A 20,771-nucleotide genomic window follows, 5' to 3' on the forward strand; every position below is an offset into this window, starting at 1 on the left:
AATGGCCGCCGGTGCTGTTGTCGAGAAAGCCGAATCATGCGGATCGCGAGGGCCGCGTTGAGCAGGACAAATTCTCGGTGCCGTCGCCTGCCGGCATCCCGGCGCCGTCGCGCCAGAGCCTGCGCGGCCTCGACTGGTTCATCTTCTTCCTCGCCGACGTGCAGACCGGATTCGGGCCGTTCATCGCAGTTTATCTGACGACCCAGAAATGGACCCAGGTCGAGATCGGCCTCGTGCTGTCGATCGGCGGCATCGTTGCCCTGATCGGCCAGATGCCGGGCGGCGCCATCATCGATGCCGCGAAATCCGAGCGGCTGGTCGCAGGCCTCGCGATCGCCACCATCGGCTGCTGCGCGCTTGCCTATGCGGCAATGCCGATCTTCCCCGTGGTGGTGGCTGCGGCCACCTTGCACGCGGCAGCAAGCTGCGTGCTCGGACCGGCGATCGCGGCGATCAGCCTCGGTCTGGTCGGCCCGCTCGCGATAGGCGAGCGTCTCGGCCGGAACGCGCGCTTCGCTTCGCTTGGCAACGGCGTTGCGGCTGCGGTGATGGGAACGGCCGGCTATCTGCTGTCGAGCCGCTCGGTATTCCTGGTCACCTTTCTGCTCGCGATTCCGACTTTGATCGCACTCTCTCGCATCCGGGAGCATGAGGTCGACATCGCCCGCTGTCACGGCGAGATGCCGCGCGAGGCGAAGGAACGCGGCGACACCAATATCTGGCATCTGATCCGGCAGCGGCCGCTCATTGTCTTTGCGCTCAGCGTGCTCTTGTTGCAGCTCGCGAACGCCTCGATGATGCCGCTGATGGCAAGCGCGGTGACGGCGCGATCGAGCGAGTGGGCGACGGTGCTCGTCGCTTTTTGCATCGTCGTGCCGCAGGCGATCGTGGCGCTGCTGTCGCCGAGCGTCGGGCGCAAGGCGCAAGCGTGGGGCCGCAGGCCGCTGCTGCTGATCGGATTCGCGGCGCTGACGATTCGCGGTCTGCTGTTCGCGACCGTGCGCGATCCGTATCTGCTGGTGCTGGTGCAGGTGTTCGACGGTCTCACCGCGGCGGTGTTCGCGGTGATGATCCCGCTGATCGTGGCCGACGTCGCCTTCGGCAGCGGCCATTTCAACCTCGCGCAGGGCATCGTCGGCACGGCAATGGGCATCGGCGCGTCGCTGAGCACCGCGCTTGGCGGCTATGTCAGCGACAAGTTCGGCAATGCCACGGCGTTCATGGGGCTATCTGGCGTCGCCGCGACGGGACTTCTGCTTATTCTGCTTGTGATGCCGGAGACGCGGCGCAAGGGCATGATCGCAGCAAAAGAAATGGCCGGCTAATTCAGCCGGCCATGAGCGGGTGGAAGAGGGGAGATCAGGCGTCGAGATTGTGCAGGCGTGCCCGGTTGCGCAGCACGATCTGGCGGGCGCCCGAGAAGCCGAGAATGCCCTGGGCATGAAGCTGCGACAGCGCGCGCGAGACGGTCTCGAGCGTGAGACCGAGATAGTCGCCGATGTCGCGGCGGCACATCGGCAGCGCCATCATGCCGGCAACCGCGAGGCGGCGGTCCATTTCGAGCAGGAAGGTTGCGACGCGCTCCATCGCGGTCTTGCGGCCCAGCAGCAGCATGTGGTCTTCGGCGTGGCGAAGCTCGCCAGCGGTCATGGCCCAGAGCTTGCGGGCGACCTGGACGTCGGTGGCTGCGGCCTTCTCGAGGCTCGCGCGCTTCACGAGGCGCACCGTGGTGTCGATGATAGCTTCAGCAGCAAGGCGGTGGGTGGTGCCGGATTCGAGGCCGAATACGTCGCCGGGAAGGTGGAAGGAGCCGATCTGGCGGCGGCCGTCGGAGAGAAGCTTGTAGCTGCGCACCGCGCCGGTGACGACCTGATAGACATACTCGGCCGGCTCGTCCTCACCATAGATCTCCTCTTCCTTGCGGTAGGAGAACTCAGTGGCAACGAGGCCGACATGGCCGGCAATCGCGCCGAACTGGTCTGAGACGGGATGGGCGGGTGCGATCTTGCCACCGATCTGGGTGGTAATCGCCGGGGTGTTGAAGGTCTGGGTCAGCATCTGCGCCATCTCCGTTGTGATGACGCTTTGGTACGCGGTATCGGGTGCCTCGAAAATTTCGCGAGATATCTTAAGGAGGTTGCCTTACGTAGAATCCCGTAGGTCAGCTATGGACCCGGTTCTGGATGGCGTGGCGAATGCGCTTGACCAGGTTTTCGTCCAGAAGCGGCTTCAGAATCACTTCATTTACGCCTGCGGCCGCCGCCCGGGCCGAGATATTCGGGTCGGGATAGCCGGTGATCAGGATCACCGGGGTATCGCCCTCGGACTGGCGCAGTCGCCCGGCCAGCTCGATGCCGTTGATGTCGGGCATTTTGTAGTCGATCACGTAACAGTCTGCACCGGACGGGCTCGCCGCATTGAGCAGCGCCGTGGCGTTCCTGAAGGTCCGCACGGCAAAACCGTCGGTTTCCAGCAAAAACCTCAGCGAGCCGAGCACAGCGGCATCGTCGTCGACCACATAGATGCTTGGCTTTGCGGGTGACGACATCGGGAGCCGCTCAGGATGGGAGCTGATCGCAATCATTCCGATCTGGTAGCACAGCGCGAGCGACCGGTTTTGACTTGCCTCAATCCTGGTGACTTCAATCGTTGAGCATTCCGGCCCGCATGGCCAGCCGCACCAGTTCCGACAGGCTGTTGGCCTGCATCTTGGTCATCACATTGGCCCGGTAGACCTCGATGGTGCGCGGGCTGATGTCGTACTCGCGGGCGATCAGCTTGTTGGATAGGCCCGCGATCAGCCCTTCCATGACCTGGCGTTCCCTGGGGCTCAGGGAAGCGACGCGAGCGGCGACGTCCTGGGCCATGGCCTCGTTCCTGGCCGCCGGCTCGCCCTCGCGGATCGCGGATTCGATCATGGCGATGAGGCGGTCATCTTCGAACGGCTTTTCCAGGAAATCCATGGCACCGAGTTTCATCGCCTCGACCGCGAGCGGCACGTCGCCATGGCCGGTCATGATCAGGATTGGAAACCGGCTGCGCTGCGCCTTCAGGCGCTTGAGAAGCTCGATCCCATCGATGCCGGGCATCCGCACATCGGAGACGACGCAGCCGAAGGCGAGGCCAGGCAGGGCGTCGAGAAAACTCTGCGCGTTGTCGAACAGTGTGACGCCGAAGCCAGCTGAATCCAGCAGGAAATTCAGCGAATCCCGCATCGCCTCGTCGTCGTCAATGACGTAGATGATTCCCTTGGTCGTCATGGATCAGTTCTCGTCGGCTGCCGGCAACGTGAAGCGGAATGTCGCCCCACCCGATGCGTTGCTCTCGGCCCACATCCGGCCGCCGTGAGCCTCGACGATCGAGCGGCTGATGGACAGTCCCACGCCCATGCCGGTGTCCTTGGTGGTGAAAAAAGTCTGAAACAGGTTTGGCATGACGTCGTCCTGGAAGCCGGAGCCGGTATCGGAGACCTCGATCTCGATCATGTCGTCGGCGACGCGGGTGTTGGTGACGACGAGCTCGCGCCGTGGCGACTGCGCCATCGCTTCCAGCGCGTTGCGGAAGAGGTTGACCAGCACCTGCTGGATTTGCACCCGGTCGGCGAGCACGAGATCGGCATTTGGATTGAGGCCGAAACGGAGCTGTACGTTCTGCTCGCGCGCGCCGGCGAGCCCGAGCGCGCCAGCCTCCTCGATCAGCTTGGACAGGCTCTCGACCCTTTTCTCGGATTCGCCGCGGGAGACAAAGTCGCGCAAGCGGCGGATGATCTGGCCGGCGCGCAGCGCCTGCTCGGCGGCGCGGTCCAGCGCGCTCTCGATCTTCGGCGTATTCGGATCCTGGCTTCCGGCGAGCAGCCGCCGCGACCCCTTCATGTAGTTGCTGATCGCTGCCAGCGGCTGGTTGAGTTCGTGAGCGAGCGCGGACGCCATTTCGCCCATCGCGCTCAACCGAGAGACGTGGACGAGCTCGGACTGCAATTCCTGGAGCCGCGCCTGGGTTTTCTGATGCTCGGTAAGATCGCGGACGAAACCGGTGAAATAGGGCTCGCCGCCCGACTGCATCTCGCCGATCGACAGGTGCATCGGGAAGGTCGTGCTGTCGCGACGCTTTCCGGTCACGATGCGGCCGATGCCGATGATGTGCGGGTCGCTGGTGGTGCGGTAGCGCGCGATGTAGCCGTCGTGACGGGAGCTGTCGGGCTCCGGCATCAGGATGCGCACGTTCTGGCCGATCACCTCCGGCTCGGCCCAGCCGAACAGGCGCTCGGCCGCCGAGCTGAACAGCTGGATGATGCCGTGGCCGTCGATGACGATCATGGCGTCGGGAATCGTCTGCAGGATCGAGCGGAGGTGATTCTCGCGGGTGCGAAGGGCCTCCTCGACCTGCTTCTCCTCGTCGACATCGAGAAAGATGCCGCTGAGATGCCGGGCGGCGCCGGCTTCGTCCCGAATCAGCCCCGCGCGGGCGCGGATCCACTGCGCTCTGCCCGACGCGCCCGCGACCTTGAACGACACGTCGAAGCTGCCGCCCCGTTCGGAGACGTGTCGGATCGCACTCTCGATCCGCCCGCGGTCGTTCGGCTCCAGTCGGGACAGGAACAGCGTGTAACTCACCGTTTGGTCAGGTTCGATCCCGAACAGGATTCTGGCCGTCTCCGACCACTCCAATTCCAGTGTGTTGAGATCGAGATCCCAGGTCCCGACGCCAAATCCTTCGATTCGAACGCGGAAATGTTCGCCCCGGCCGTCATCTTGCGGATGAATCACACGGGTCGGCGCCAAACGATCACTCCCATTCTGATGCGGGGAACCGCACAGCGTTACCGTCGGCAATGTACCCAAGGAGGGGCCGGAGGCAAGTTCCGATGTCTTATACCATTGGCAGATTTCCCTCTCGGCGCGGTGATCCAAGGTTTTGATCTATCTCATCCTGCCAGGCGGCGGCGGGCTTACGATCTGATAGCAGCTCATTGCGCCGGAGAATCCCGATGACATACGCGACCGTGATGGTCAGCCTGGCGCTCGATCAGCCCAACGAGGCGCGTCTTCAGGTCGTGGGCGAGCTTGCCGAACGATTTGAAGCGTCGATCATCGGCGTTGCTGCGGCGCAGTTCGCTCCGCCGCTCTATTTCAGCGATGGCGCCGCAGCGCAGGGACTGATCGATGAGGGAGAAGCCTCGGTCAAGCGACGTCTGGGCGAGCTCGAGGCGCAATTCCGCGCCGCGATCAGGAATCGCGGCGGGCATGTGGAATGGCGCAGCGCCATGGATTTCCCGGCGCGCTTTACGTTCGCCCAGGCGCGTTGCGCCGACATCGTCGTCACCGGCGGGCAGAGCCCGGCCTTTTCCGACGCCTTCGCGCTCGCGAGCCCAAAGGATCTGGTGATGCAAGCCGGCCGGCCGATCCTGGTCGTGCCTGACGGGGTCAACTGGCTCGATCTGCGCAGCGTCCTGGTGGCGTGGAAGGATACGCCGGAAGCCCGGCGGGCGCTGGCCGATGCGCTGCCGATACTGCGCAAGGCCAGGGATGTCACCGTCCTCGCAATTCCCGAAGGCGACGACGACCGCCCTGCCGCGGTCGCTGGCGTGACCGACGTGACGGCGTGGCTTGCCCGTCATGGCGTGACCGCGATCGCGCGCGTTTCCGAAGCGGCCCGGAACGAAACCGTCGCCGGGCAACTGGAGAAAATTGCCGGCGATGTCGGCGCCAGCCTGATCGTCGCCGGTGCCTACGGCCATTCGCGCTTCCGCGAACTGATCCTCGGCGGCGTCACCCAATATCTGGTCACTCAATCTGCCCGCTGCGTGCTGCTGTCGCACTGACGCTGGAGACGAATCAAAGAGGACGCGCCGTGTACAGATTCCTTGAACAGACCGTCGACGGCCACATGACGCACGACGTCAAGACGGTGAGGCGCGACCTCGACCTGCTCGCGCTCAGCGAGATGTTCGAACGCGACGATTTCAATTCCTATCCCGTCGAGGACGACGGGCAGGTCGTCGGCATCGTCACCAAGTTCGACATCCTGAAGTGCTTCGCCTTCACGCCGAGCCAGATGCTGCCGCGCTATCACGACCTGATGAGCCGTAAAATCGGCGACGTCATGACGCCCGACTTTATCTATGTCAGCCCCGACACGCGGCTGACGCGCGTGCTCCAGATCATGGTCGAGCACCGCATCCGGAGCATCATCGTGCTCAATGGCGCGCAGAAGCTGGTCGGAATCGTCGCCCGCGAGGACGTCATCGCAGCGCTCAAGGCGACGGCACGGGAGTGAGAAGGCGGCTGCGTGATCCTACGGAGGATTCTTTTTCTTCCCTTCTCCCCTTGCGGGAGAAGGTGGCGCGAAGCGCCGGATGAGGGGTTCTATCCGCGGAAAAACTTTTGATGCGGCGCCAACCCCTCACCCAAATGAGATTGCCGCGCCGTCCTCGCTGCCCTCTCCCGCAAGGGGAGAGGGCACTGCAACTGGCGCCGCATCGCCCACATTAACAGAAATCCATCTCCCTTGATTTCAATCAATTCCCCGCGAGGGTGAATGTGGTTTCTGGCCCTGTGTTCTTTCAGAGAGAATCCGCATGAGCCAGCCCTCCATCTCCAAGTCCATGACATCAGGTGAAAGCGGCCTGGCTGTCGTGTTCGCGGTCACCGCCTTCCTCTGCGTGATTGCCTCGGCCAAGGCGCTCGATGCGCCCTTCGCCTTCCACGCCGCGCTGAGCGCGGCGGCGAGCCTGGCCGCGGTCTTCTGCATCATCAACCGCTACCTCGACCGGCCGGCGGCGCTGCCGCCTGCGGAGATCAACGGCCGGCCCAATTACAACATGGGGCCCATCAAGTTCTCCTCCGTCATGGCGATGTTCTGGGGCATTGCCGGCTTTCTCGTCGGCCTCATCATCGCCTCGCAACTGGCGTGGCCGGCGCTGAACTTCGATCTGCCCTGGACCAGCTTCGGCCGCCTGCGTCCGCTGCACACGTCCGCGGTGATCTTCGCCTTCGGCGGCAACGTCCTGATCGCGACTTCCTTCTATGTCGTCCAGAAGAGCTGCCGCGTTCGCCTTGCCGGCGATCTCGCGCCCTGGTTCGTCGTCGTCGGCTACAACTTCTTCATCCTGATCGCCGGTACCGGCTATCTGCTCGGCGTCACCCAGTCGAAGGAATATGCCGAGCCGGAATGGTACTCCGACCTGTGGCTGACCATTGTCTGGGTCACCTATCTGCTGGTCTTCCTTGCCACGATCATCAAGCGCAAGGAGCCGCACATCTTCGTCGCGAACTGGTTCTATCTCGCCTTCATCGTGACGATTGCGGTTCTGCATCTCGGCAACAACCCGGCGCTGCCGGTCTCGGTGTTCGGCTCGAAGTCCTACATCGCCTGGGGCGGCATCCAGGACGCCATGTTCCAGTGGTGGTATGGCCACAACGCGGTCGGCTTCTTCCTGACCGCCGGCTTCCTCGCCATCATGTACTACTTCATCCCGAAGCGCGCCGAGCGGCCGATCTATTCCTACCGTCTCTCGATCATCCACTTCTGGGCGCTGATCTTCCTCTACATCTGGGCCGGCCCGCACCATCTGCACTACACGGCGCTGCCGGACTGGACCCAGACGCTCGGCATGACCTTCTCGATCATGCTGTGGATGCCGTCCTGGGGCGGCATGATCAACGGCCTGATGACGCTGTCGGGCGCCTGGGACAAGCTGCGCACCGATCCCGTGCTGCGCATGCTCGTCGTCTCCGTCGCATTCTACGGCATGTCGACCTTCGAAGGCCCGATGATGTCGATCAAGGTGGTCAACTCGCTTAGCCACTACACCGACTGGACCATCGGCCACGTGCACTCCGGCGCGCTCGGCTGGGTCGGTTTCGTCTCCTTTGGCGCGCTCTACTGCCTGGTACCCTGGATCTGGAATCGCAAGGGCCTCTACAGCCTCAAGCTCGTCAACTGGCACTTCTGGATCGCGACGCTCGGCATCGTCCTCTACATCTCGGCGATGTGGGTGTCCGGCATCCTCCAGGGCCTGATGTGGCGCGCCTACACCTCGCTCGGCTTCCTCGAATATTCCTTCATCGAGACCGTCGAGGCGATGCATCCCTTCTACATCATCCGCGCTGCCGGCGGCGGGCTGTTCCTGATCGGCGCGCTGATCATGGCCTATAATCTCTGGATGACGGTTCGCGTCGGCGAACAGGAAGTCCAGATGCCCGTCGCTCTTCAGCCGGCGGAATGAGGAGTTTTCCATGTCGTTCTGGACACGCCACCAAATCTTCGAAAAGAACTCGATCATCCTGATCGTCGGCATCCTGCTGGTGATCGCCATCGGCGGTCTCGTCGAGATCACCCCGCTGTTCTACCTCAAGAGCACGATTGAGGCGGTCGACGGGATCAGGCCGTATACGCCGCTGGAGCTCGCCGGGCGCAACGTCTACATCCGCGAGGGTTGCTATCTCTGCCATTCGCAGATGATCCGCCCGTTGCGCGACGAGGTCGAGCGCTACGGTCATTTCTCGCTGGCCGCCGAGAGCATGTACGACCATCCGTTCCAGTGGGGCTCGAAGCGCACCGGCCCCGATCTTGCCCGCGTCGGCGCCAAATATTCCGACGACTGGCACGTCACCCATCTGACCAACCCGCGCGCAATCGTGCCGCAGTCGGTGATGCCCGGCTATCCGTTCCTCAGCAAGACCGAGGTCGATCCGGACACGATCGCCGACCACATGCGCACGCTGCGGACCGTCGGCACGCCCTACACCGACGACCAGATCGCCAACGCGGGCGATGACATGAAGGCCCAGGCCGATCCTGACAATGCCGGCTCCGACGCTTTCACCAAGCGCTACGCCAAGGCCGTGGTGCGCAACTTCGACGGCAAGACCGGCACGCCGACCGAGATGGACGCGCTGATCGCCTATCTCCAGATGCTCGGCACGCTGGTCGACTTCAAGATCTACAACGAGAAAGCCAATCTTCGCTGAGAAGGCACCAACGATGAAAGCCATCCTGACACTCGACAATCTCGCGTCCGGTCTCGTGACCACGATCTGGACGCCGGTGTTCGTCGCGATCTTTCTCGCGATCATCGCCTACGCATTCTGGCCCCGTAACAAGGCAGCTTTCGACGAAGCGGCACACCTGCCGTTGCGGGAGGAGTAAGAGATCATGACCGATCATCATAGCGACATCGATCCCGTCTCCGGGAGGACCACGACCGGACACGAGTGGGACGGCATCAAGGAGCTCAACACGCCGCTGCCGCGCTGGTGGGTAATCACCTTCTACCTCACCATCGTCTGGGCGATCGGCTACTGGATCGTGTATCCGGCCTGGCCGCTGGTCTCCAGCAATACAACGGGCCTGTTCGGCTACTCGACGCGCGCCGACGTCGCGGTCGAGCTCGCCAACCTCGAGAAGATCCGCGGAGCCAAGATGGTTGCGCTGGGCGCGGCCTCGCTCGCCGACATCGAGAAGGATCCGGCGCTGCTCGCGCTCGCGCGCGCCAAGGGCAAGACCGTGTTCGGCGACAATTGCGCGCCATGTCACGGCTCAGGCGGCGCCGGTGCCAAGGGCTATCCGAACCTGAACGACGACGACTGGCTGTGGGGCGGATCGCTCGATCAGATCATGCAGACCATCCAGTTCGGCGCACGTTCCGGGCACGCCAAGACGCATGAAGGCCAGATGCTCGCATTCGGCAAGGACGGCGTGCTGAAGCCGGACGAGATCGTCACGGCCGCCAACTATGTGCGTGCATTGTCGGGCCTTCCGACCCGCAAGGGCTATGACGCGGCCAAGGGCGAGAAGATCTTCGCGGAGAATTGCGTCGCCTGCCATGGCGACGGCGGCAAGGGCAACCCGGAGATGGGCGCCCCCAACCTGACCGACAAGATCTGGCTCTATGGTTCGGACGAGGCGTCGCTGATCGAGACCATCAGCCAGGGCCGCGCTGGCGTGATGCCGGCCTGGGAGGGACGGCTCGATCCCGCCACCATCAAGGCGATGGCAGTTTACGTCCACTCGCTGGGCGGCGGAAAATAGCCAACCGGCAGCAAACGGGGGCGAACAAAAGTGCCCCCGCTTGCGCTGGATCAACTGACGCGGCGGCGTCGGGTTTAGGTTCAATCGCACCTCTTGAAAAGCTGCAGGCGATGAACAGGCCCGTGAACCCAAAAGCCATCCCATTAGACGATGACAACGGGCCGCTCTATGTGGCCCAGAAGAAAGTCTATCCCCAGAGCATCTCCGGCACCTTCCGCCGGATCAAATGGGGCCTGATGGCGTTCTGCCTCGGCGTTTACTACTTCCTGCCGTTCGTGCGCTGGAACCGCGGCCTCGGTGCCCCCAACCAGGCGGTGCTGATCGATCTTCCCAACAGCCGCTTCTATTTCTTCTTCATCGAGCTGTGGCCGCAGGAGGTCTACTACTTCACCGGCCTGCTGATCGTCGCCGCGGTGGCGCTATTCCTGATGAACTCGGTCGGCGGCCGCATCTGGTGCGGCTATCTCTGTCCGCAGACAGTGTGGACCGACCTGTTCTATGCGGTCGAGCGTCTGATCGAGGGCGACCGGCGCGAGCGGATGAAGAAGGACAAATCGTCCGACCCGATGAAGCTGGAGCGCATCTCCGAGATCGTGCTCAAGCATTCGATCTGGCTCCTGATCGGATGGTGGACCGGCGGCGCCTGGGTGCTCTATTTCAACGACGCACCGACGCTGGTTAGGGAACTCGTCACCTTCCAGGCGCCGATGATCGCCTATATCTGGATCGGCATCCTCACCGCGACGACTTACGTGCTCGCGGGCTTCATGCGCGAGCAGGTCTGCACCTATATGTGCCCGTGGCCGCGGATCCAGGCCGCGCTCACCGACGAATGGGCGCTCAACGTCACCTATCGTTACGATCGCGGCGAGAAGCGTACGTCGGTGAAGAAGGCGGCCGAGCTGCGCGCGCTCGGCGAGCAAGTCGGCGATTGCGTCGACTGCTATCAATGCGTCGCCGTGTGTCCGACCGGCATCGACATCCGCAATGGACCGCAGCTCGAATGCATCCAGTGCGGGCTCTGCATCGACGCTTGCGACAACGTGATGACGAAGATCGGCCGGCCGAAGCGGCTGATCGGCTATGACAACGACGTCAACATCCAGCGCCGCCAGGAAGGCAAGGCGCCGATCTACCGCATCGTCCGGGCCCGCACCGTCGCCTACAGCGCGATCATCGCGGCGGTCGGCGGCATCATGATCTATACGCTCGCGACCCGCAGCCTGCTCGACGTCAACGTGCTGCACGACCGCAACCCGGTCGCGGTCAGGCTCAGCGACGGCTCGATCCGCAACGCCTACACGGTGCGGCTGCTCAACAAGAGCGGTTACGACCGCGTCATTGCGATCGACGCTAACGGTCCGGTCAATGCTACGATCCATGTCATTGGGATCGATTCAGTGACGCAGGACCGGCCGATGATCGTGGTTCCGCGCGACTCCACCAGCGAGCTGCGGGTGCTCGTGACCGCGCCGGTGGAGGGCAATCCGGAAAAGTCGATCCCGGTTCGCTTTCACGTCACCGATATCGGCCTCGGCGAAGTCGCCAGCGCCATCGACAATTTCGTCGCGCCCTAGGATCAGGAGTTCGCCATGGCAACCAAGCCGCTGACCGGAACCAAAGTGTTTCTGATGCTGGTCGCCTTCTTCGGCGTCGTGATCGGCGTCAACGTGACCATGATGAAGCTCGCGATCGCGACGCTGCCGGGCACGGACGTCGACAGCCCCTATGCCGCGGGCCTCACCTATGACCGCGAGATATCGGCGGCCCAGGACCAGACCGCGCGAAAATGGAAGGTCAACGCCCATGTCGAGCGCCGCGCCGATGGCGCCGCCGTGCTTCAGGTCGAGGCGCGCGACGCGAGCGGACAGCCGATCGCCGGGCTGAAATTCGGCGGCCGCCTGGAGCGGCCGACCGACAAGCGCGCCGATCTCGCCGTCGAGCTCTCGGAAGCCGGCATCGGCCTCTATCGCGGCAATGCCGCATCGGTCGCGCCGGGCCAGTGGGATCTGGTGATCGAGGGCGAGGCGCGGGGAACGCGCGTGTTCATGTCGCGCAACCGCGTGATCCTGAACTGAAGGATTTTGCCATGCACGTCTCGCGGGACTTTTCGCATTACGTCCGGACTGCGGGCGAGGGCGTCCAGCACATCGATCTCGCGGTCGAGGGCGTTCACTGTGCCGGCTGCATGGCCAAGATCGAGCGCGGGCTATCCGCGATTCCCGACGTCACGCTGGCCCGCGTGAACCTCACCGACCGGCGCGTTGCGCTGGAATGGAAGGCGGGCACGCTCGATCCGGCCCGCTTCATCGATCGCCTCGAAGAGCTCGGCTACAGGGCCTATCCTTACGAGACCGAGAGCGCGGAAGCGACCGAGGTCGCCGAATCGCGCTTCCTGCTGCGCTGCCTCGGCATCGCCGCATTCGCCACCATGAACGTGATGATGCTGTCGATCCCGGTGTGGTCCGGCAACGTCTCGGACATGCTGCCGGAGCAGCGCGATTTCTTCCACTGGCTGTCGGCGCTGATCGCGCTGCCGGCGGCGGCCTATGCCGGCCAGCCGTTCTTCCGCTCGGCCTGGCGCGCGCTGTCGGCCAGGACCACCAATATGGACGTGCCGATCTCGATCGGCGTGACGCTGGCGCTGGGCATGTCCGTGGTCGAGACCATCAACCACGCCGAGCACGCCTATTTCGACGCGGCGATCATGCTGCTCACTTTCCTCCTGGTCGGCCGCTTTCTCGACCAGAACATGCGGCGGCGGACCCGCGCGGTCGCGGGCAATCTCGCCGCGCTCAAGGCGGAGACCGCGGCCAAGTTCGTCGGGCCTGGCGAGATATCTCAAGTGCCGGTGGCCGCGATCTATCCCGGCGACATCGTGCTGCTGCGACCCGGCGAGCGCTGCGCGGTCGACGGCACCGTGATCGAGGGCCGTTCCGAAATCGACCAGAGCCTGATCACCGGCGAGACGCTCTATGTCACGGCCGAGCAGGGCACGCCGGTCTATGCGGGATCGATGAACATCTCAGGCAGCCTGCGGGTGCGGGTCTCGGCGGCCTCCGAGGCGACGCTGCTCGCCGAGATCACGCGGCTGCTCGACAATGCGCTGCAAGCGCGCTCGCGCTACATGCGGCTCGCAGACCGCGCCTCGCGACTCTATGCGCCCGTGGTGCATGCCACCGCGCTCATCACTATCCTCGGCTGGGTCATTGCGGGCGCCGGCTGGCATGATGCGATCGTGACCGGCGTCGCGGTGCTGATCATCACCTGTCCCTGCGCGCTCGGACTCGCCATCCCGACGGTGCAGACGGTGGCCTCGGGCGCGATGTTCAAGGCGGGTGTCCTGCTGAACTCCGGCGATGCCATAGAGCGTCTCGCAGAAGCCGACCACGTGATCTTCGACAAGACCGGCACGCTGACGCTGCCCGATCTCGAAGTGATGAATGCGGCCGATATCCCCGCTGATGTCTTCGAGCTTGCCGGGCGGCTCGCGCTGTCGAGCCATCATCCGGTCGCCGCCGCGGTCGCGCAGGCCTCCGACGCCAGATCGCCGATCGTCGGCGCGATCGAGGAGTCCGGCCAGGGGGTGCGCGCTGTGGTCGATGGCATCGAGATTCGCCTCGGCCGTCCGTCCTTCTGCGGCGCCGAGACGCTGGTTTCCGACGTGACAAATCTCGATCCCGAAGCTTCCGTCGTGGCTTTCAGCAAGGGCAGCGAAAGATTCATCCTATCTGTGCGCCAGGGCCTCCGTCCCGATGCGCAGGCTGTGATCGCGGCGCTCAAGGCGCGCAATATCGGCATCGAGATTCTCTCCGGCGACCGTGAACCGGCGGTGATCGCCGCGGCCCATGCGCTGAGCATCTCCGAATGGCGGGCCGGGGTGACGCCGGCCGACAAGATCGCGCGAATCGAGGTCTTGAAGCAGCGGGGCATGAAGGTCCTGATGGTCGGCGACGGCATGAACGATGCGCCGTCGCTGGCGGCGGCCCACGTCTCGATGTCGCCGATCTCGGCCGCGCATCTGAGCCAGGCGACCGCCGATCTCGTCTTCCTCGGCCGGCCGCTGGCCCCGGTCGTCGCCGCCATCGACGCTTCACGCAAGGCGCTGCGCTTGATGCGGCAAAATCTCTGGCTCGCGATCGGCTACAATGTCCTCGCGGTGCCGGTCGCGATCAGCGGCGTCGTGACACCCCTGATCGCGGCTGCCGCCATGAGCGGATCGTCGATCCTGGTGATGCTGAACTCGCTGCGTGCGCGCGGCGCCTCGCGGGAGATCGTGTGATGGAAATCCTGGTCATCCTGGTGCCGCTGGCGCTGATGCTCGGTCTCGCCGGTCTCGCCGCCTTCCTCTGGTCGCTTCGAAGCGGCCAGTACGACGATCTCGACGGCGCCGCCTGGCGCGCCATCGCCGACGACGAGCCGCCGCAGGAGGCGCCGGCCAAGCGCTAGCGCCTCAAGGCGAGCGTCAGCAGGGCCGCGACCGCAAGCGCCACGCCTACCCCGGCCACGCAGGCATCCCAGCCAAACGCGTCGAACAGTCGGCCGAGGACGGCCGTGCCGATGAGCCCGCCACAGAAATAGCAGGCGAGATAGGTGCCGCTGGCGATGCCGCGGTTTTCAGCCGCAGCCTGTCCTACGAATCCTGTCGCAGCGGCTTGCGCGCAAAAGGTGCCGATGCCGACCAGAACCATCCCGGCGAGGACCGCGCCCAGGTGTGCGACCAGCATCAACGGCAGGCCGATCCCGGCGATGGCGAGCGAGCCCCAGATCGTCGGACGCGTTCCGAGGCGTGATGCCACTCTGCCCGCCAGCAGCGTCGTGACCACCGACGGCAGGAAGACGAAGTAAACGAGGCCGAGGTCCATCATGCCCAGCGACAGCGGTGGTCGAACCAGAACGAAATTGATGAATGTGAAGGTACCGATGAATGCGAACAGGATGCAGAAGCCGATGCCATAGGCGGCTCGCAGCCGTGGATCCCGCCACTGCGCGATCGTCGCGGCAAACGCCGATGCCGTCGGCGTCGTTGCCCGCATCGGCTGTACGCGCGCAATGGTGAAATAGACCAGTGCGGCGCCGGCCAGATTGAGCGCCGCGAAGAAGTAGAAATTCCATGCCAGGCCAAGGCTATCGGCGATCGCGGCCGAGATCAGCCGGCCGACGAGATTGCTGGCGACGTTTCCCGTGATGTAGGCGGCAAAGGCGCCGCCGGAATCCATTGCGCTGCATTGTTCGCCGAGATGAGCCAATGTCAACGCGAAGGCGGATGCCATGCAGAGGCCCTGTGCTACCCGCAGGCCGGTGAAGACGGCAAGATTGGGCGCAGTCGCCAGCAGGCTCGTCGGAATCGCGAGCAGGGTCAGGCTGAGCAGGATGCCGGTTCGCCTGTCGATGTGCGGGCTGAGAAAGCCGACAACGAGGCCTGCGACCGCCATACCGAACGTGCTGGCGTTGACGGCCAGGCTCATCGCGGCCGGGGTGACGCCGTAGTGGCGGGTCAGCGAGGGCAGGATTGCCTGTGTCGCGAAGAGATCGACGACGGTCAGGAATGCGATCAATCCAATGACGAGCGTGCGGAGTATGGGTCGCGCGGAATGCTCATCCGTTGCCATCGCGCTCGGCTTGATGGGCGCGGAAAGATCGGTCATGGCGTCGCGTCTCCTGTGAAAGATGTGGCACCCGGCATGCCGGCGGCATGAAGATCCGGGTGCCACATCGGCAACGATCAGGCTGGGGCCGGGGCGCCCGTTACATGTTGTGTGTTGTGGTCGTGCGGATCCTTGCGGACGTCGCCGACGTAGAGGATGACCGTTTCCTTGCCGAGGTTCTTCCACCAATGCGAGGTGCCGGATACTTCCGGGCGGATGTCGCCGGCCTTGTGCACGATCGGATCGACACAGTTGGAAGCGTGTTCGACGATCTCGCCTTGCTGCACGAAGATCAAAGCAGGGCGGTCGTCATGGCTGTGCCAGGGCACGACGCCGCCGGGCTCGATGGTGAGCTTGCGGAAGCGCAGCTCGCGGCCTTCAATGTGTGCCGGCTGCTTGCCGAGGTCGATGGCGCCGAGCGTGACGTCGGTGACGCCGACCGGCTTGTAATCGACCATCTGGTGCGCGTTTGGCTTGACCTTGTCGGCCGGGCATTCGCCGGCGAAGACTGGCTGTGCCGAGAATGTCAATACGCCGAGGATGGCAAGGCCGGGCCAGACCGCGCGCGACAATGTGTGATGCTTGAACATCGGGACGTCTCCTGTGTTGGCCGCAACCGCAACGGTCGCCGGCTATGTCGGGACTTTCGTCGAGAGGGCGCTCGTTCTGAAATGCTCTTTCGCTCTCGCTGCGATAGACCGGCGCTATCGGCCCCGATACGCGCTCGCTATCGAACCGATTGGGGATCGGCATTTCCGCTTCCCGCGCGATTGGCGTTCGATGGCAGGGCGCCCAATTGGCGGGCGTTCACGTCAATCCGGAGGAGCATCTCATGACGAAATTGTCCAAGACCTTGATTGCCACGGCCGCGTTCGCGGTCATCGCCACATCGGCTTTCTCGGAGGCGACATGGGACTTCAAGGCCGGTATGGCCTACATGTATGGCGGACCCGGCAAGATGTCGGCAATGGCCATGGCCCCGGCCGAGAAGAACCACGAGGCCATGATGAAGAGCGCCAAGAAGGTCCCCGACAACACCGTCTTCTTCATGGACAACGGATCGCTTTATTCCACCTCGGGGCGGCTGGATCCGACCGGCAATTTCTACGTGAACTGATCGCGCGCGCATGACGGCCGCCCCTTGCGGGCGGCCGGATCGGGCACCTAATATTCGTCCTCTGAACGCTGGAGCGCAAGATGACCTCTCTCTCGCCGGCCGATGCCGAGCGGCTCAAACTCGCCTTCCAGCGCTGCCGTGACATGGATGGCACGCTGAACGAGCAGCTCCGCGCCTATGCCGACGCCAGCCGCGACGTGTTCCCGGCCTATGGCGAGGCCGTCGATCATCTGGTGACGAGATTGAATGGAAGCGGCGGCGGCGAGACCGCGCCGCGTCCGGGCGAGGCGATGCCGCCGTTCATGTTGCCGGACGAGAGCGGGCGTCTCGTTGCGCTGTCCTCACTGATCGAGAGCGGGCCGGTCGCCGTGATGTTTTTCCGCGGCCATTGGTGCCCTTATTGTCGGCTCAATGTCCGTGCGGTGGTCCAAGCGCTGGATCGCATCGAGTCCATGGGCGCGCGCATCGTCGCGGTCATGCCGGAGACGCAGGAATACACCCAGCAGCTCAAAGCGGAAGCTGATGCGCCATTTCCGATCCTGACCGACCTCGACAACGGCTATGCGCTGTCGCTCAATCTCGCGATCTGGCTCGGTGCCGAGATCCAGAGCCTGTTGTCCTACCAGGACATGGCGAAATTCCACGGCAATGATGGCTGGATGCTGCCGATCCCGGCCGTGTTCGTCGTTGGTCGCGACGGTCTCGTGAAAGCCCGCTTCGTCGATCCGGACTTCCGCAAGCGAATGGAGATCGATGATCTGCTTGAAGCATTGGAAGGCGCGAGCAGGGAGGCCTAAAGGGCTGGCAGCGAGCGTCGCTGCTAGCCTGCAATCTCCCGCCAATCCGCACCGCGCAGCATGCGCATCACGGCATTGGCCACTGCCGTGCGCTGTCGGCCGGCCACCCCGTAGAGGCTGACGGTGCGACGGGCGTCCAGCCCGGCGACCGCAGCGCGCGTCAGCGTCTCCGGAACGGGCGAGGTGTGCGGCACCATGGCGACGCCGATGTCGGCCTCGACCAGCTCTATCAGGTCGCGCTCGTTCGAAATTTCGTGACCCTGTTCGACGGCGATGCCGTGCTCGCGCAGGCTCGCGGAGATGCGGCGGGAATGCTCGCAAAACGTCCGGCTCAACAGCTGCTCTGCGCGCAAATCGTCCAGTTCGATGCTGCTGCGGCCGGCGAGGCGGTGTCCGTCGCTGACCACGAGCTCGAAGTTCTCGGTGAACAGCGGCCAGACATCGAGCCGCTCCCAGGCCTCGTCGATGTCGGCGGCAATCCCGAGCTCGGCCTCGCCCTTCTTCAGCAAGTCGGCCACTTCACGACTCGAGCCGCGCAGGAAGCGGAATTCGAGCCGGTTGAACTGCCGTTTGATCTGGTTGAGATGCGGGATGAGGAGCGAAAGATCAATCGAATGCGTCAGCGCGACGCGAAGCGCGCCGATCTCGCCGCTGCGGAAAGAGGAGGCCAGCGAGCGTGCGCCGGTGGCCGCATCAAAACACTGCTTCAGCAGCGGATGCATGCGCTGGCCAAGCTCGGTCAATTGCGCTGCGGGTCGTTCGCGGCGAAACAGATCGCCGCCGAGCTCGGCCTCGAGCTGCTTGATCGCGCGCGTCAGCGAAGGCTGGGTCACGTTGCAGTCCTCGGCGGCACGCGTGAAGTTCAAGAGTTGCGCCACCGCGAGGAAATAGCGGACCTGATGCATTTCCATGGATCGGCTCTCCAGCAAGACCGGTCGGAGGCTAGCCGATCGGGGCGGAGAATGACATCCCGGCCGCAATAGCGCACGGGCATGGTTTCGGAAGCCAACGGGCATTTCCGTCAAACCGGGCGATGCTTCACAGTCGGCTCAACACCAGTCGTCATGTCGGAGGATTTTGCCAGTGAATATGTCCGTCAAGCCGCAGACGTCCGCCGCCCGGGCGCTCGCGGGCAAGGTTGCGCTGGTCACGGGCTCAACCAGTGGCATCGGCCTCGGTATCGCGCGGGCACTTGCCGCGGCCGGCGCCGACATCGTGCTGAACGGCCTTGGTGTGGCGGCCGAGCTCGACAGGACGCCCGAGCAGATCGCGGCGGAGTTCGGCGTCAAAGCAAGATTTTCGCCGGCCGACATGACCAGGCCGAATTCGATCGCCGAGATGATCGCGGCGACGGTTGCGCAGGCCGGCCGCCTGGATATCTTGATCAATAATGCCGGTATCCAGCACGTTGCGCCGCTGGAGCAGTTTCCGGTCGAGAAATGGGACCAGATCCTCGCGATCAATCTGTCGTCGGCCTTCCACACCACGCGGCTCGCGCTGCCCGCAATGCGACAGAACGGGTTCGGCCGGATTATCAACATTGCTTCCGCTCATGGTCTCGTCGGCTCGCCGTTCAAGGCGGCCTACGTCGCCGCCAAGCACGGCATCGTCGGGCTCACCAAGGTGACCGCGCTGGAGACGGCAGAAGAGGGCATTACCTGCAACGCGATCTGTCCCGGCTACGTCTATACGCCCCTGGTCGAGGCGCAGATCGATGGGCAGGCCAAGGCGCACGGAATCTCGCGCGACCAGGTGATCCGCGACGTGCTGCTGGCCCAACAGCCCAACAAGCGCTTTGCCACGGTCGAGGAGCTCGGCGCGCTCGCGGTATTCCTCTCGACTGACGCGGCGGTTTCGATCACCGGCGTCGCGCTGCCGGTCGACGGCGGCTGGACCGCGCATTAACATGAGCCGGCGTAACAAGTCGCGGCCGGCAGCGAATCTCGGAGCAGTGCAGGCTGATCAGGAGCGAACCATGAACGGCACGCAGAATAACATTCAGCGCAAGGACCTGCCCGGGCAGGTCGTCCTCGTGCTTCAAGGCGGCGGTGCGTTAGGCTCCTACCAGGCGGGCGTCTACCAGGCGCTGCACGAGGCCGGCATCGAGCCGGACTGGATCATCGGCACCTCGATCGGTGCCATCAATGCCAGTCTTATTGCGGGTAATGCGCCGGAGCACCGGCTCGCGCGCTTGAGGGAGTTCTGGAAGCGGATGGAACAGAAGCCGGTCTGGGAGTGGCCCACCTCATTTCCCGGCTTCAACGAGAAGCTTGCCTATTGGTCGGCCGTGACCCACGGCATTCCAGGGTTCTTCCGGCCCAATCCGCTGGCGCATGCCGGCGATTCCTATCCGCTCGGCGCCGATCACGCCGGATTCTATTCCACTGGGCCTCTAGAGGAGACGCTGCGCGAGCTGGTCGATTTCGATCTGGCCAATCGCTGCGCGCCGCGGCTGACGGTGGGTGCGGCGCATGTCGGCACCAGCCAGATGCGCTATTTCGACAGCCGCGACGGTGAGCTGACGGTGAAGCATGTCATGGCTTCGGGCGCATTGCCCCCGGCATTCCCGGCAGTGCGGATCGATGGCGAACTCTATTGGGACGGAGGCATCCTCTCGAATACGCCGACGGAAGCGGTGTTCGACGACAATCCGCGCAAGAATTCGCTGATCTTCTCCGTGCATCTGTGGAATCCCGTCGGCGCCGAGCCGACCACGATGGCGGAGGTGCTGAACCGGCACAAGGATGTGATGTATTCGAGTCGGATCGCGAGCCAGATCGAACGCCAGCAGCAGGCCCATCGCCTGCGCCATGTCATCAACCAGCTTGCGGAACGCCTGCCTGAGAGCGAGCGCGGCGATGCCGCGGTGAGGGAGCTGATGAGCTACGGCTGTCCGACCCGTATGCATGTCGTGCGGCTGCTGGCGCCGCAACTCGATCGCGAGACCCACACCAAGGATATCGACTTCAGCCCGTCGGGGATCACGCGGCGCTGGCATGCCGGCTATGCCCACACGAGGTCGGTGCTCGCGCGAAAACCGTGGATCGGCGAATTCGATCCGCTTGCCGGCGTGGTGCTGCACGAGCATATGGACGAGATGCCGATGGCGGCGGAGTAGGGCCGCAAGCGATCGTCCGCCATCATCGAAATGCCACAGGCCTTGCGGATCGTCGATCT

At 64.2% G+C, this 20,771-nt stretch carries 22 protein-coding genes; 15 read left to right on the forward strand and 7 right to left on the reverse strand.

The genetic code is table 11. From position 1 onward, the window contains the following. Positions 1-11: 11 nt before the first annotated feature. Complete coding sequence (locus ABIB66_RS00880) at positions 12-1,325, forward strand: MFS transporter (RefSeq protein ID WP_275170403.1); 1,314 nt, start codon at positions 12-14, stop codon at positions 1,323-1,325. Positions 1,326-1,359: 34 nt separating this feature from the next. Here the strand turns inward: ABIB66_RS00880 and ABIB66_RS00885 are convergent, their stop codons facing one another. The 4 genes from ABIB66_RS00885 to fixL form a co-directional block, all read right to left on the reverse strand. After that, positions 1,360-2,058, reverse strand: coding sequence for a helix-turn-helix domain-containing protein (locus ABIB66_RS00885; protein ID WP_275170404.1), 699 nt, complete (start codon positions 2,056-2,058; stop codon positions 1,360-1,362). Positions 2,059-2,161: 103 nt separating this feature from the next. Then, positions 2,162-2,584: a response regulator gene (locus ABIB66_RS00890; protein ID WP_275170405.1), complete on the reverse strand. Its 423-nt coding sequence runs from the start codon at positions 2,582-2,584 to the stop codon at positions 2,162-2,164. A gap of 58 nt (positions 2,585-2,642) precedes the next feature. After that, positions 2,643-3,260, reverse strand: a complete 618-nt coding sequence (fixJ, locus tag ABIB66_RS00895; protein WP_275170406.1) for a response regulator FixJ — start codon at positions 3,258-3,260, stop codon at positions 2,643-2,645. Between the two features lie 3 nt (positions 3,261-3,263). Beyond that, complete coding sequence (gene fixL, locus ABIB66_RS00900; RefSeq protein ID WP_354207251.1) at positions 3,264-4,781, reverse strand: sensor protein FixL; 1,518 nt, start codon at positions 4,779-4,781, stop codon at positions 3,264-3,266. Between the two features lie 206 nt (positions 4,782-4,987). Here fixL and ABIB66_RS00905 point away from each other — a divergent pair, with 206 nt between their 5' ends. The 10 genes from ABIB66_RS00905 (at position 4,988) to ccoS (ending at position 14,481) form a co-directional block, all read left to right on the forward strand. Next, positions 4,988-5,821: a universal stress protein gene (locus ABIB66_RS00905; protein WP_354207249.1), complete on the forward strand. Its 834-nt coding sequence runs from the start codon at positions 4,988-4,990 to the stop codon at positions 5,819-5,821. Positions 5,822-5,850: 29 nt separating this feature from the next. Continuing rightward, positions 5,851-6,276, forward strand: coding sequence for a CBS domain-containing protein (locus tag ABIB66_RS00910; RefSeq protein WP_275170409.1), 426 nt, complete (start codon positions 5,851-5,853; stop codon positions 6,274-6,276). A 301-nt stretch (positions 6,277-6,577) separates the two neighbouring features. Continuing rightward, positions 6,578-8,227 (forward strand): cytochrome-c oxidase, cbb3-type subunit I, encoded by a 1,650-nt coding sequence (gene ccoN, locus ABIB66_RS00915; protein WP_275170410.1) that lies wholly within the window; start codon positions 6,578-6,580, stop codon positions 8,225-8,227. Positions 8,228-8,237: 10 nt separating this feature from the next. Continuing rightward, entirely contained in the window at positions 8,238-8,972 is a 735-nt protein-coding gene (gene ccoO, locus ABIB66_RS00920; protein ID WP_275170411.1) for a cytochrome-c oxidase, cbb3-type subunit II, read from the forward strand. 13 nt (positions 8,973-8,985) lie between these two features. Continuing rightward, a complete protein-coding gene (locus ABIB66_RS00925) occupies positions 8,986-9,150 on the forward strand; it encodes a CcoQ/FixQ family Cbb3-type cytochrome c oxidase assembly chaperone (RefSeq protein WP_015687703.1) in 165 nt (54 codons plus the stop codon). Positions 9,151-9,156: 6 nt separating this feature from the next. Then, entirely contained in the window at positions 9,157-10,032 is an 876-nt protein-coding gene (gene ccoP / locus ABIB66_RS00930; RefSeq protein ID WP_354207245.1) for a cytochrome-c oxidase, cbb3-type subunit III, read from the forward strand. Positions 10,033-10,142: 110 nt separating this feature from the next. Further along, positions 10,143-11,609, forward strand: a complete 1,467-nt coding sequence (ccoG, locus tag ABIB66_RS00935) for a cytochrome c oxidase accessory protein CcoG (RefSeq protein ID WP_354207243.1) — start codon at positions 10,143-10,145, stop codon at positions 11,607-11,609. A 15-nt stretch (positions 11,610-11,624) separates the two neighbouring features. Beyond that, positions 11,625-12,110 (forward strand): FixH family protein, encoded by a 486-nt coding sequence (locus ABIB66_RS00940; protein WP_354207240.1) that lies wholly within the window; start codon positions 11,625-11,627, stop codon positions 12,108-12,110. Positions 12,111-12,121: 11 nt separating this feature from the next. Then, a complete protein-coding gene (locus ABIB66_RS00945) occupies positions 12,122-14,314 on the forward strand; it encodes a cation-translocating P-type ATPase (protein WP_354207238.1) in 2,193 nt (730 codons plus the stop codon). Continuing rightward, the gene (gene ccoS / locus ABIB66_RS00950; protein ID WP_007594007.1) at positions 14,314-14,481 is read left to right on the forward strand and encodes a cbb3-type cytochrome oxidase assembly protein CcoS; all 168 of its coding nucleotides are present in this window, start codon (positions 14,314-14,316) and stop codon (positions 14,479-14,481) included. Before ABIB66_RS00945 ends, ccoS begins: the two co-directional genes overlap by 1 nt. Here ccoS and ABIB66_RS00955 read toward each other — a convergent pair. Further along, on the reverse strand, positions 14,478-15,680 hold the full coding sequence (locus ABIB66_RS00955) for an MFS transporter (RefSeq protein WP_354254022.1): 1,203 nt from the start codon (positions 15,678-15,680) through the stop codon (positions 14,478-14,480). The two genes, ccoS and ABIB66_RS00955, sit on opposite strands and share 4 nt — an antisense overlap. Before the next feature lie 77 nt (positions 15,681-15,757). After that, positions 15,758-16,270: a cupin domain-containing protein gene (locus tag ABIB66_RS00960; RefSeq protein ID WP_354254024.1), complete on the reverse strand. Its 513-nt coding sequence runs from the start codon at positions 16,268-16,270 to the stop codon at positions 15,758-15,760. A 242-nt stretch (positions 16,271-16,512) separates the two neighbouring features. On the opposite strand from ABIB66_RS00960, the gene ABIB66_RS00965 reads away from it, so the two are divergent. Both ABIB66_RS00965 and ABIB66_RS00970 read left to right on the forward strand, forming a co-directional pair. After that, positions 16,513-16,797, forward strand: a complete 285-nt coding sequence (locus ABIB66_RS00965) for a hypothetical protein (protein ID WP_211397066.1) — start codon at positions 16,513-16,515, stop codon at positions 16,795-16,797. A gap of 80 nt (positions 16,798-16,877) precedes the next feature. Continuing rightward, on the forward strand, positions 16,878-17,594 hold the full coding sequence (locus tag ABIB66_RS00970) for a peroxiredoxin-like family protein (RefSeq protein WP_354207232.1): 717 nt from the start codon (positions 16,878-16,880) through the stop codon (positions 17,592-17,594). Between the two features lie 23 nt (positions 17,595-17,617). Here the strand turns inward: ABIB66_RS00970 and ABIB66_RS00975 are convergent, their stop codons facing one another. Further along, positions 17,618-18,505, reverse strand: coding sequence for a LysR family transcriptional regulator (locus tag ABIB66_RS00975; protein WP_354207230.1), 888 nt, complete (start codon positions 18,503-18,505; stop codon positions 17,618-17,620). 178 nt (positions 18,506-18,683) lie between these two features. Here ABIB66_RS00975 and ABIB66_RS00980 point away from each other — a divergent pair, with 178 nt between their 5' ends. Both ABIB66_RS00980 and ABIB66_RS00985 read left to right on the forward strand, forming a co-directional pair. Then, on the forward strand, positions 18,684-19,499 hold the full coding sequence (locus ABIB66_RS00980) for a 3-hydroxybutyrate dehydrogenase (RefSeq protein ID WP_275170680.1): 816 nt from the start codon (positions 18,684-18,686) through the stop codon (positions 19,497-19,499). A 70-nt stretch (positions 19,500-19,569) separates the two neighbouring features. Further along, the gene (locus ABIB66_RS00985; RefSeq protein WP_275170421.1) at positions 19,570-20,712 is read left to right on the forward strand and encodes a patatin-like phospholipase family protein; all 1,143 of its coding nucleotides are present in this window, start codon (positions 19,570-19,572) and stop codon (positions 20,710-20,712) included. Positions 20,713-20,771: the final 59 nt, after the last annotated feature.

It is taken from the genome of Bradyrhizobium sp. F1.13.3, from assembly GCF_040548265.1.
Taxonomy (GTDB): Bacteria; Pseudomonadota; Alphaproteobacteria; order Rhizobiales; family Xanthobacteraceae; genus Bradyrhizobium.

What these genes read in the sequence shown, in the direction of transcription:
- ABIB66_RS00885 (WP_275170404.1), bottom strand. Translation starts at nt 2,058, where the DNA reads ATGCTGACCCAGACCTTCAACACCCCGGCGATTACCACCCAGATCGGT.
- ABIB66_RS00890 (WP_275170405.1), bottom strand. Translation starts at nt 2,584, where the DNA reads ATGATTGCGATCAGCTCCCATCCTGAGCGGCTCCCGATGTCGTCACCC.
- fixJ (WP_275170406.1), bottom strand. Translation starts at nt 3,260, where the DNA reads ATGACGACCAAGGGAATCATCTACGTCATTGACGACGACGAGGCGATG.
- ABIB66_RS00905 (WP_354207249.1), top strand. Translation starts at nt 4,988, where the DNA reads ATGACATACGCGACCGTGATGGTCAGCCTGGCGCTCGATCAGCCCAAC.
- ccoN (WP_275170410.1), top strand. Translation starts at nt 6,578, where the DNA reads ATGAGCCAGCCCTCCATCTCCAAGTCCATGACATCAGGTGAAAGCGGC.
- ccoO (WP_275170411.1), top strand. Translation starts at nt 8,238, where the DNA reads ATGTCGTTCTGGACACGCCACCAAATCTTCGAAAAGAACTCGATCATC.
- ABIB66_RS00925 (WP_015687703.1), top strand. Translation starts at nt 8,986, where the DNA reads ATGAAAGCCATCCTGACACTCGACAATCTCGCGTCCGGTCTCGTGACC.
- ccoP (WP_354207245.1), top strand. Translation starts at nt 9,157, where the DNA reads ATGACCGATCATCATAGCGACATCGATCCCGTCTCCGGGAGGACCACG.
- ccoG (WP_354207243.1), top strand. Translation starts at nt 10,143, where the DNA reads ATGAACAGGCCCGTGAACCCAAAAGCCATCCCATTAGACGATGACAAC.
- ABIB66_RS00940 (WP_354207240.1), top strand. Translation starts at nt 11,625, where the DNA reads ATGGCAACCAAGCCGCTGACCGGAACCAAAGTGTTTCTGATGCTGGTC.
- ABIB66_RS00945 (WP_354207238.1), top strand. Translation starts at nt 12,122, where the DNA reads ATGCACGTCTCGCGGGACTTTTCGCATTACGTCCGGACTGCGGGCGAG.
- ccoS (WP_007594007.1), top strand. Translation starts at nt 14,314, where the DNA reads ATGGAAATCCTGGTCATCCTGGTGCCGCTGGCGCTGATGCTCGGTCTC.
- ABIB66_RS00955 (WP_354254022.1), bottom strand. Translation starts at nt 15,680, where the DNA reads ATGACCGATCTTTCCGCGCCCATCAAGCCGAGCGCGATGGCAACGGAT.
- ABIB66_RS00960 (WP_354254024.1), bottom strand. Translation starts at nt 16,270, where the DNA reads ATGTTCAAGCATCACACATTGTCGCGCGCGGTCTGGCCCGGCCTTGCC.
- ABIB66_RS00965 (WP_211397066.1), top strand. Translation starts at nt 16,513, where the DNA reads ATGACGAAATTGTCCAAGACCTTGATTGCCACGGCCGCGTTCGCGGTC.
- ABIB66_RS00970 (WP_354207232.1), top strand. Translation starts at nt 16,878, where the DNA reads ATGACCTCTCTCTCGCCGGCCGATGCCGAGCGGCTCAAACTCGCCTTC.
- ABIB66_RS00975 (WP_354207230.1), bottom strand. Translation starts at nt 18,505, where the DNA reads ATGGAAATGCATCAGGTCCGCTATTTCCTCGCGGTGGCGCAACTCTTG.
- ABIB66_RS00980 (WP_275170680.1), top strand. Translation starts at nt 18,684, where the DNA reads ATGTCCGTCAAGCCGCAGACGTCCGCCGCCCGGGCGCTCGCGGGCAAG.
- ABIB66_RS00985 (WP_275170421.1), top strand. Translation starts at nt 19,570, where the DNA reads ATGAACGGCACGCAGAATAACATTCAGCGCAAGGACCTGCCCGGGCAG.